Origin of the sequence: Mesorhizobium sp. M2A.F.Ca.ET.042.01.1.1, assembly GCF_003997405.1 — a bacterium.
Classification (GTDB): Bacteria; Pseudomonadota; Alphaproteobacteria; order Rhizobiales; family Rhizobiaceae; genus Mesorhizobium.
On record NZ_RZRX01000224.1, the window covers coordinates 1 to 10615 of the forward strand.

Sequence of the window (10615 nt, forward strand, 5' to 3'; positions counted from 1 at the left end):
CCCGGACAGCGCATCCGTCTTGGCGGCCTCGTCGAGAACGGCACCGTCGTGCGCGGCAGCGGCGCAACCGTGGCCTTCTCGGTCACCGACACGCAGAAATCGGTCAAGGTGACCTATACCGGCATCCTGCCCGATCTCTTCCGCGAGGGGCAGGGCGTCATAACCGAAGGCGCTTTCGGTCCGGATGGGGTTTTCGTCGCCGACAGTGTTTTGGCCAAGCATGACGAGCGCTATATGCCGAAGGAAGTCGCCGACGGCCTGAAGGCCAAGGGCGTCTGGGTTGAAAGCAAGAGCCAATAATGGTTGAGACCGGTCATTTCGCCCTCGTGCTCGCCTTCGCGCTGTCGCTGGTGCAGATGCTGGTGCCGCTGGTCGGCGCCCGCACCGGCAATCAGCGGCTGATGGCGGTCGGCGGCCCGGTCACCGTCACCGGCTTCGCGCTGACGGCGCTGTCCTTCACGGCCCTTGCGAGCGCCTATGCCGGCTCGGACTTCTCGGTGGCCAACGTCTGGGAGAATTCCCATTCGCTGCAGCCGACGATCTACAAGATCACCGGCACCTGGGGAAACCACGAAGGCTCGATGCTTCTGTGGGTGCTGATCCTGACCTTCTTCGGCGCGCTCGTCGCCGTCTTCGGCAACAATCTGCCGGCGACGCTCAAGGCCAATGTGCTTGCCGTGCAAGGCATGATCGGCGCGGCCTTCTTCCTGTTCATCCTGACGACCTCCAACCCGTTCATCCGCCTCAATCCGGCGCCGGTCGAGGGGCGCGACCTCAATCCGGTCCTGCAGGACCTCGGCCTCGCCATCCATCCGCCGCTGCTCTATCTCGGCTATGTCGGCTTCTCGGTCTGCTTTTCCTTCTCGGTCGCGGCGCTGATCGAGGGCCGCATCGACGCCTCCTGGGCGCGCTGGGTGCGGCCGTGGACGCTGGTCGCCTGGATGTTCCTCACCGGCGGCATCGCCATGGGTTCCTACTGGGCCTATTACGAGCTCGGCTGGGGCGGCTTCTGGTTCTGGGATCCCGTCGAGAACGCCTCCTTCATGCCCTGGCTTGCCGGCACCGCGCTGCTCCATTCGGCCATCGTCATGGAGAAGCGCTCGGCGCTGAAGATCTGGACGCTGCTGCTTGCCATCCTCACCTTCTCGCTGTCGCTGCTCGGCACTTTCCTGGTGCGTTCGGGCGTGCTGACCTCCGTGCATGCCTTCGCCACTGACCCGGCGCGCGGCGTCTTCATCCTGTGCATCCTGACTTTGTTCATCGGTGGGTCGCTGGCGCTGTTTGCGCTGCGCGCCTCCAGCCTGACGGCCGGCGGCCTGTTCCACCCGATCTCGCGCGAGGGCGCGCTGGTCCTCAACAACCTCTTTCTCACCACCGCCACAGCGACGGTGCTGGTCGGCACGCTCTACCCGCTGGCGCTTGAGGCGCTGACCGGCGGCAAGATCTCGGTCGGCGCGCCCTTCTTCGATCTGACCTTCGGCCCGCTGATGCTGCCATTGCTGGCAATTGTGCCGTTCGGCCCGTTGCTCGCCTGGAAGCGCGGTGATGTGATCGCCGCCTCGCAGCGGCTGATGGCGGCCTTCGCACTCGCGATTGCCGCGATGCTGGTCACCGGCCTGTTCATCGACGGCGCCTCGGTTTTTGCAGCGCTTGGTGTCGGCCTCGCCGTCTGGCTCGTCGCCGGCGCGCTGACCGACCTTGCCGTCAGATCCGGCGCCGGCTCGGTGGCGCCGGCTGTCATGCTTCGCCGTTTCGCCGGCCTGCCGCGCTCGGTCTTCGGCACCGCGCTTGCCCATCTCGGCCTTGGGCTGACCTTGCTCGGCATCGTCGGCACGCTCTGCTTCGGCAGTGAAAAAATCCTCACCATGCGGCCCGGTGAGACGGTGGATCTCTCCGGCCACACGCTGCGCTTCGAAGGGCTTTTTCCCCAGAAGGGTCCGAACTTCACCGAGGATCGCGCCCGCTTCCTGCTGATCGGCGCAGACGGAAATGCCAATGGCGAGATATCTTCGGCAAAACGCTTCTTTCAGGCCCGGCAGATGGCAACGACCGAGTCCGGCATCAGAACGCTCGGCTTGAGCCAGCTTTATCTGTCGCTCGGTGACGAGGGCAATGACGGCTCCGTCGTCGTGCGCCTCTGGTGGAAACCGCTGGTGACGCTGATTTGGGGCGGCGCCCTGGTGATGATGGCGGGCGCGGCCATGTCGCTGGCCGACCGCCGCCTGCGTGTCGGCGCGCCCGCGAGGCGCCGCAAGCCGGCCGCCGCGTTGACGAGCCCGACATGAAAGCGAGGTTTTCACTCGCCTCGCTGGTTCTGCTCCTGGCGCTGTTCTTGGCCGGCGCAGCCCAGGCGGTGAAGCCTGACGAAGTGCTGCAGGACCCGGCTTTGGAAGAACGGGCGCGTGCGCTCTCCGAGGGCCTGCGCTGCATGGTTTGCCAGAACCAGTCGATTGACGAATCCGACGCCGATCTGGCCCGCGACTTGCGCATCCTCGTGCGCCAGCGCCTCGTCGCCGGCGACACCGACCAGCAGGTGATGGATTATATCGTCTCGCGCTATGGCGAGTTCGTGCTCTTGAAGCCGCGCTTCACCCTCCGCAACGCGCTTTTGTGGGGCACGCCGGTGCTTCTGCTTCTGGCCGGCGGCCTGTTCATCGTGCTCAGCGCCCGCTCGCGCCGCCCGGCATCGGACAGCGCTCTCAGCGCGGAGGAAAAGGCGGCGCTGGACAAGATGCTGCGCGACTAGTTCCATCATTGACATCGACAATTGGCGGTAGCCGTTCGCGGGTCGTCATTCTATGGCGGAGCAAGGAGCGAAGCGACGCGCGCAGACCATAGAATCCATTCCGTTCCGACGACGCGCTGCCAACGGTGCAGAATTCTGCTCCGCTGCGTCCTCGACGAACGTCACGGCATGGATTCCAGGGTCTGCGCGCGTCGCTTCGCTCCTTGCTTCGCCCTGGAATGACGACGTCGCGGAGGTATCAGCTAATCTCCAAAGGGCGGCTACACCTCGCGTGTCCGTTCGGCTTCCACGGCTTCGATCACCGCGTCGATTTCCACCAATCCCCAACATTACAAAACTTTCATGTTCCGGAAATGGCGCCGTAATGTGCGGCTCCCTAATTCTCTTGCCCGAGGATGCTTCGCCTGAGCGCATCCGCGTCGATAGAGGATAAGAAACCCCATGAATAATGCCCCCAATTCATATTCCCGCACCCGAAAGCGCCTGATGGCCGCCGTCGCTTCCCTGGCCATTGTCGGCACGGTCGGCGCGGGTATGCTCGCAACCGGCACCGCCCCCGTGCTGGCCGATGCCGTGCGCGTCGAGGCCCCGCAGATGCCGAGCTTCGCCGATGTCGTCGAGCATGTCTCGCCGGCGGTTGTCAGCGTCAAGGTCAAGGCCAAGATCCAGCCGACCGCCGATGACGGCTCGGACGATCAGGGCGGTTTCGACAACTTGCCCGACAACCCGCAGCTGCGCCGCTTCTTCAAGGAGTTCCGCGGCTTCGGCGACCAGGGGCAGGGCGGCCAGTTCGGCATGCGCCGCTTCGGCCATCGCGACCACGGCAATGGCGAGCCACGCCCGGTTGCCCAGGGCTCGGGCTTCTTCATCTCGGAGGACGGCTATCTCGTCACCAACAACCATGTCGTGTCGGAAGGCTCGGATTTCACCGTCGTCACCAATGACGGCAAGGAACTCGATGCCAAGCTGATCGGCACCGATCCGCGTACCGACCTCGCGGTGCTCAAGGTCGATGGCGGCGGCAACAAGTTCACCTATGTCGACTTCGCCGACGATTCCAAGGTCCGCATCGGCGACTGGGTGGTTGCCGTCGGCAATCCGTTCGGCCTTGGCGGCACCGTCACCGCCGGCATCGTCTCGGCCCGTGGCCGCGACATCGGCGCTGGCCCCTATGACGACTTCATCCAGATCGATGCGTCGGTCAACCGCGGCAATTCGGGTGGCCCGACCTTCAACCTCAACGGCCAGGTTATCGGCATCAACACCGCCATCTTCTCGCCGTCGGGCGGCAGCGTCGGCATCGCCTTCGACATCCCGGCCTCCACCGCCAAGCAGGTCGTCCAGGACCTGATGAAGAGCGGCTCGGTCCAGCGCGGCTGGCTCGGCGTCGAGATCCAGCCGGTCACCTCCGACATCGCCGAATCGCTCGGCCTGAAGTCGGACAAGGGCGCCTTGGTCTCGAGCGCCCAGGATGCCGGTCCGGGCAAGAAGGCGGGCATCACCGCCGGCGACGTCATCACCCAGGTCGACGGTAAGGACGTCGCTTCGCCGAAGGAGCTCGCCCGCATGATCGGTGCCTATTCGCCGGGCAAGTCGGTCGACGTCACCGTCTGGCGCGACGGCAAGTCCGAGACGGTCAAGGTCGATCTCGGCACGCTGCCCGCGAGCGACAAGCAGGCCTCGAACGACGACAACAGCAAGCAGTCGGCGCCTGCCGCCAAGCCCGACACGCTTGCCGATCTCGGCCTGACCGTCACCAAGGCGGAAAAGGGCAAGGGCCTCGTGGTCACCGATGTCGATCCCGACAGCGACGCGGCCGACCGCGGCATCCAGCCGGGCGACGTCATCACCTCGATCAATTCGAACGAGGTGAACACCACCGACGACGTCTCCAAGGCCATGACCGATGCCGCCAAGGCCGGCCGCAAGGCCGTGCTGATGCAGATCACCCGCGACGACTCGAACCGCTTCGTCGCGCTGCCGGTCGGCAAGGGCTGATATTAACTTTCAGCTTCCCCATGGCGGTATCAACACCCCCGAGCCGCCGTGGGGAAACATGGGGCCGAGCACGTAAGTCAGTCACCGTGTTTCGCTCCTGGCGGCAGCGGGTTTCCCATCACCCGCTGCCGCTTTATCGCATGTCGCCCAAAAGTGGGCACCGGTTTTGGGATTACGACATGCGGAGCGAAATGCATGTCGCCCAAAAGTGGTTGCCGGTTTTGGGAAGAAGACATGCGACTAATGAAGGCAAAGCAGGACGCAATGACTGCCCCTCAAACCTCCAATGAAATCGCGTATAACGGCTCCATGAAGATTCTCGTCATGGAAGACGATCGCGAGGCGGCGGACTACTTGCAGAAAGCCTTCGCCGAGGCGGGCCACACCGCCCATGTCGCCGGCGACGGCGAGACCGGCTTCGCGCTGGCCGATGCCGGCGACTATGACGTGATGGTGGTCGACCGCCTGATGCCGCGCCGCGACGGCCTGTCGGTGATCGCCGCGCTTCGCTCGCGCGGCAACACGACGCCGGTCTTGATCCTGTCCGCCCTGGGCGAGGTCGACGACCGCGTCACCGGCTTGCGCGCCGGCGGCGACGATTATCTCACCAAGCCCTACGCCTTTTCCGAATTGCTGGCCCGTGTCGAGGTGCTGAACCGCCGTGCCGGGGCGCGCGAATCCGAGACTGTGTATCGTGTCGGCGACCTCGAGCTCGACCGGCTGTCGCATTCGGTCAAGCGGGCCGGGCGCGAGATCACGCTGCAGCCGCGCGAGTTCCGCCTGCTCGAATATCTGATGCGCCATGCCGGCCAGGTGGTGACCCGCACCATGCTTCTGGAAAATGTCTGGGACTATCATTTCGATCCGCAGACCAACGTCATCGACGTCCATGTCTCGCGCCTGCGCGGCAAGATCGAAAAAGGCTTCGACAAGCCGATCCTGCACACGATCCGCGGCGCCGGCTACATGCTGAAAGGCGGTTAAGGAGCAAAATGGCTCTTTCCCTGCCGGCCATCATGAAGACGACGGCGGCCCGGCTCTCGGCGCTCTATCTTCTGCTTTTTGCGCTCTGCGCGGTGCTGCTCGTCTTCTACATGACGTCGCTGTCGGCGCGCATGCTGACCGCGCAGACGCAGGAGACCATCAACGAGGAGGTGCTGGGCCTCGCCCGTGCCTATCAGCGCGGCGGCCTGCCCGTGCTGGTGCGCGTCGTCGAAAACCGCTCGCGCCAGCCCGGCGCCAACCTCTATCTCATCGCCGACGCCAACGGCCAGATCCTGACCGGCAACGTGCAGAGCCTGGAACCCGGCGTCATCGAGACCGAGGGCTGGACGACCGAGCCCTTCTCCTACCAGCGCTTCGGCGAAGGCGAGCTCGACCGGTTGCGCAGTGGAGCTACCGACCAGCCCGCGCCCCAGGCCGGCGACAACAGCACTCCCCAGTCGACAGGCGAAAAGGGCCACAACGCCATCGCCTTGGTGCTGCGACTGCCAAACCAGATGATCATGCTGGTCGGCCGCGACCTCGGCGAACCCGAGCGTTTCCGAGCCGTCATCAGCCGGGCGCTGACGCTGGCGCTCGGCATGATGGGCCTGGGCGGGCTGCTGATCTGGTTCTTTGTCGGGCGCGCCGCGCTGAAACGCATCGACAGCGTGTCCGATGCCAGCCGCCGCATCATGGGCGGCGACCTCAGCGGACGGCTGCCGGTCACCGGCGCCGGCGACGAATTCGACCGCCTGTCGGAAAACCTCAATGCGATGCTGGCCAGGATCGCCATGCTGAACGAGGGACTGAAGCAGGTCTCCGACAACATCGCCCATGATCTGAAGACGCCGCTGACCAGGCTGCGCAACCGCGCCGAGGCGACGCTTGCCGGCCGGCACAAGACGGAAGACTACCGCCAGGCGCTGGAAGGCACGATCGCGGAGTCCGACCAGCTCATCAAGACGTTCAACGCCATATTGATGATCTCGCGACTGGAGGCCGGCTATTCCTCGGAACAGACCGGTCCGGTCGATCTCGCCGCCACGGTGAGCGACGTCGTCGAGCTCTACGAGCCGGTGGCGGAGGAAGCGGGTGTCACGCTGGAGGCGACCGTCCCCGAGGCCTTCACGATCAACGGCAATCGCGAGCTGATCGGTCAGGCGCTGTCCAACATCGTCGACAATGCCATCAAATACTCGACCGACGCCGCCGAGGCGCCGAAAGTGCGGGTGGCGTTGGAGCGCGCCGGAAGCGAAATCAAGCTTACCGTCACCGACAATGGCCACGGCATTCCCGACGACGCCGATCGTGCCCGCGCCACCGAGCGCTTCGTGCGCCTGGAAAAGAGCCGCTCGCAGCCGGGCTCGGGCCTCGGCCTCAGCCTCGCCAAGGCCATCATGACTTTCCACAACGGCAGGCTTGATCTTTTGCCCGCCAATCCAGGATTGTCCGTGGTCATGAGTTTTCCATTGCGGGAGACGCATTGATGGTTCGGATGAATGGCGAAGAAGAAAATCGAATCCGAGTTCCGGCTTAGCCCGACATTGACGCTCCAGCCCCTGGACGCGGAGCATGCCCGGCGCGAATTGTCGGAGATCGCCGATGCCGCCGAGGAGGAGGGGCTTTCCCGCCTCGCCGCGCTGCTGGCGGGCGAGGGGCCGCTGCAGGACCTGATGGCGACCGTGTTCGATCTCTCGCCCTTCCTGCGCGATGTCGCGCGCCGCCGGCCGGCAATTCTCGACACGCTGTTCGACGAGACGATCGAAGCTCGGCTCGGCGCCATCGGCGAGGCGATCGGCGGCGCGGCCAGGGCGGACGACGCCTCGGAATCGACCCTGATGATGGCGCTGCGGCAATGGAAGACGGAAGCGCATTTACTGATCGCGCTGGCGGATCTTTCCGGCGAGGCGGAAACCTCCGTGACGGTGCGCCGCCTCAGCGATCTCGCGGACGCCTGTACAAACGCCGCCGTCGATTTCCTGCTGCTCGACGCGCACCGGCAAGGCAAGCTCAAGCTGCCGAAGCCGGCGGTGCCAGCCAAGGATTCAGGCTGGATCCTGCTCGGCATGGGCAAGCTCGGCGCGCATGAGCTGAATTTTTCCTCCGATATCGACCTTGTCGTCTTCTTCGATCCGGAAGCGGCGGCCGTCATCGACCCGCTCGACGCGACTGAGCTGTTCTCCAGGCTCACCCGGCGGCTCGTGCGCATCCTCCAGGACCGCACCGAGCACGGCTATGTCTTCCGCACCGATCTCAGGCTCCGCCCAGATCCCGGCTCGACGCCGCTGGCGATCCCGGTCGAGGCAGCGCTTCGCTATTATGAGGCGCGCGGCCAGAACTGGGAACGCGCCGCCATGATCAAGGCGCGCCCAGTCGCCGGCGACCTCGCCGCCGGCGCCGCCTTCCTCAAGGAATTGCAGCCCTATGTCTGGCGCAAATACATGGACTATGCGGCCATCGCCGACGTCCATTCGATCAAGCGCCAGATCCATGCCCATAAGGGTCATGGCGAGATCGCGGTGAAGGGCCATAATGTGAAGCTCGGCCGCGGCGGCATCCGCGAGATCGAGTTCTTCGTCCAGACCCAGCAGCTCATCGCCGGCGGCCGCTTCCCTGAGCTGCGCGGCCGCGAGACGGTGCCGATGCTGGGCGCGCTCGCCGCGCGCGGCTGGATCACCGCCGATGCGCGCGATGCGCTCACCCGGCAATACTGGTTCCTGCGCCGTGTCGAGCACGCCATCCAGATGGTGGCGGACGAGCAGACGCACATCTTGCCCGACAGCGACGAGGGGCTGGAACGCATTGCGCTGATGCTGGGCTTTGCCGGCGAGGCCGAATTCACCCAGGCATTCCGCGCCTCGTTACAGCAGGTCGAGCGCCACTACGCGGCACTGTTCGAAACCGCGCCCGAACTGTCGGCCGGTATCGGCAACCTGGTCTTCACCGGCGATGTCGACGATCCCGACACCCTGCAGACCTTGCATCGGCTGGGTTTCCAGCGGCCGAGCGACATCTGCCGGGTCATCCGCGGCTGGCATTTCGGCCGCTACCGCGTCACCCAGTCGGCCGAAGCGCGCGAGCGGCTGACCGAACTGACGCCGGCGTTGCTCAAGGCTTTCGGCCAGACGCGACGCGCCGACGAGGCGCTGATCCGCTTCGACGAGTTCCTTGCCGGCCTGCCGGCGGGCATCCAGCTCTTCTCGCTGCTGCAATCCAATCCGGCGCTGCTCAAGCTGATGGCGACGATCATGGGGGCGGCCCCGCGGCTGGCGGCCATCATCACGCGCCGCCCGCATGTTTTTGACGGGCTGCTCGACCCGGCGCTGCTCACCGAATTGCCGGATCGCGCCTATCTTTCGGCCCGCCTTGCCGCCTTCATCGAGGGCGACCGCGCCTATGAGGACGTGCTCGATCGCCTGCGCATCTTCGCTTCCGAGCAGAAATTCCTGATCGGCGTGCGCCTGCTTGCCGGCTCGATCGATCCTGCGCGGGCGGGGCGTGCCTTTTCCGATCTCGCCGACCTCACCATCGAGGCGGCGCTTCAAGCGGTGATCGCCGAATTCGCGCAGCGCCATGGCAGCATCGCCGGGGGCAGGGTGGCGCTGCTCGGCATGGGCAAGCTCGGCAGCCGCGAGCTCACCGCCGGCTCCGATGTCGATCTCATCCTGCTGTATGACCATGACGCGGATGCCGAAGAGTCCGACGGCGACAAGCCGCTGGCGCCGTCGCACTACTATACCCGCATGACGCAGCGCCTAATCGCCGCCGTCTCGGCGCCGACCGCCGAAGGCGTGCTCTATGAACTGGACCTTCGCCTGCGCCCCTCCGGCAACAAGGGGCCGGTCGCCACCCATATCGACGCGTTCAAGAAATATCAGCGCCAGGATGCCTGGACCTGGGAGCACATGGCGCTGGCGCGGGCGCGCGCCATCGGCGGCGATGCCGAACTCTGTGCCGAGCTCGAGGAAGAGGTGGCGGCGGTTCTGGCGCAGCCGCGCGACGCCGCCAAGGTGAAAGCCGAAGCCTCGGAGATGCGCGCGCTGATCGAAAAGGAAAAGCCGCCGCGCGACCTCTGGGACATCAAGCTGATCCCCGGCGGACTGATCGATCTCGAATTCATCGCCCAGGTCGCGACCATCACCGGCAATGTCGAGCCCGGCCGCCGGGTGACGGCGACAGTCGACATTCTGGCGCGGCTTGCCCCCGATTTCGCGGGCGCCGATGTCCGTGAAGAGCTAGGCGAGGCCTACCGGCTCTATCTGGCGCTGACCCAGATGATCAGGCTTTGCCTCACCGGCGAGTTCCAGCGCGACGACGTCCCGCCGGGCCTCTCGGACCTGCTCCTGGCGGTCACCGACCTGCCGGATTTCGCTGTGCTGGAAGCGCATCTCAAGGAGATGTCGAGGAAGGTCAGGAAGGACTTCGACCGTCTGCTTCGTGCGGGAGCATCGCTATCACCCGCATCGTCGCCATGAGATTCCTCGGGGTGGCACATTAGCCACAGTTAATATTAATCGGCGATCCGGCCTTGCGCCATTGGCAGAGGTGTCCCGTAATGGGGCAACGGGTCTGGCACCGCAATTGCACTGTCAGCAATGCCGGGGTCAATCATCACCCCGACGAAGGGGGGCCTCGCCGCTTCGCAAATGGAGCGGCGGGTTCTTTCAACGGCTGACTTGAAAGCCCCCCAAATCGCCAAAACCTGGGGCGCTGGGCAACCATGGATCTTCAGAAATTCTTGGTGGGCATGTTTGCGGCGTCATTCATGGTGGCGATCTGGGCTGACATGGAAACTGGTTCCGTCTGGACGGCGCTCCGATGGGCAATGCTGGCCATGGTCATTCTGCAGGTCGGATATTTCGGTCTCGTCGTCGCCTTGGTCTATAG

7 protein-coding genes are annotated in these 10615 nt (G+C 65.2%); all 7 read left to right on the forward strand.

Annotated elements, in window-relative coordinates; genetic code table 11:
• A partial coding sequence (gene ccmE / locus EOA23_RS26495; protein WP_145966486.1) for a cytochrome c maturation protein CcmE occupies positions 1–300 on the forward strand: 300 nt, incomplete at its 5' end.
• The gene (locus tag EOA23_RS26500) at positions 300–2285 is read left to right on the forward strand and encodes a heme lyase CcmF/NrfE family subunit (protein ID WP_127306325.1); all 1986 of its coding nucleotides are present in this window, start codon (positions 300–302) and stop codon (positions 2283–2285) included. The genes ccmE and EOA23_RS26500, both read left to right, overlap by 1 nt.
• Positions 2282–2746, forward strand: a complete 465-nt coding sequence (locus tag EOA23_RS26505; RefSeq protein WP_127306326.1) for a cytochrome c-type biogenesis protein — start codon at positions 2282–2284, stop codon at positions 2744–2746. Before EOA23_RS26500 ends, EOA23_RS26505 begins: the two co-directional genes overlap by 4 nt.
• Before the next feature lie 441 nt (positions 2747–3187).
• Positions 3188–4744, forward strand: a complete 1557-nt coding sequence (locus tag EOA23_RS26510) for a Do family serine endopeptidase (RefSeq protein WP_127306327.1) — start codon at positions 3188–3190, stop codon at positions 4742–4744.
• Positions 4745–5053: 309 nt separating this feature from the next.
• Positions 5054–5728: a response regulator transcription factor gene (locus tag EOA23_RS26515; RefSeq protein ID WP_042642042.1), complete on the forward strand. Its 675-nt coding sequence runs from the start codon at positions 5054–5056 to the stop codon at positions 5726–5728.
• 8 nt (positions 5729–5736) lie between these two features.
• Positions 5737–7215 (forward strand): HAMP domain-containing sensor histidine kinase, encoded by a 1479-nt coding sequence (locus EOA23_RS26520; protein ID WP_127306328.1) that lies wholly within the window; start codon positions 5737–5739, stop codon positions 7213–7215.
• Positions 7216–7227: 12 nt separating this feature from the next.
• Complete coding sequence (locus EOA23_RS26525; RefSeq protein ID WP_127306329.1) at positions 7228–10203, forward strand: bifunctional [glutamine synthetase] adenylyltransferase/[glutamine synthetase]-adenylyl-L-tyrosine phosphorylase; 2976 nt, start codon at positions 7228–7230, stop codon at positions 10201–10203.
• Positions 10204–10615: the final 412 nt, after the last annotated feature.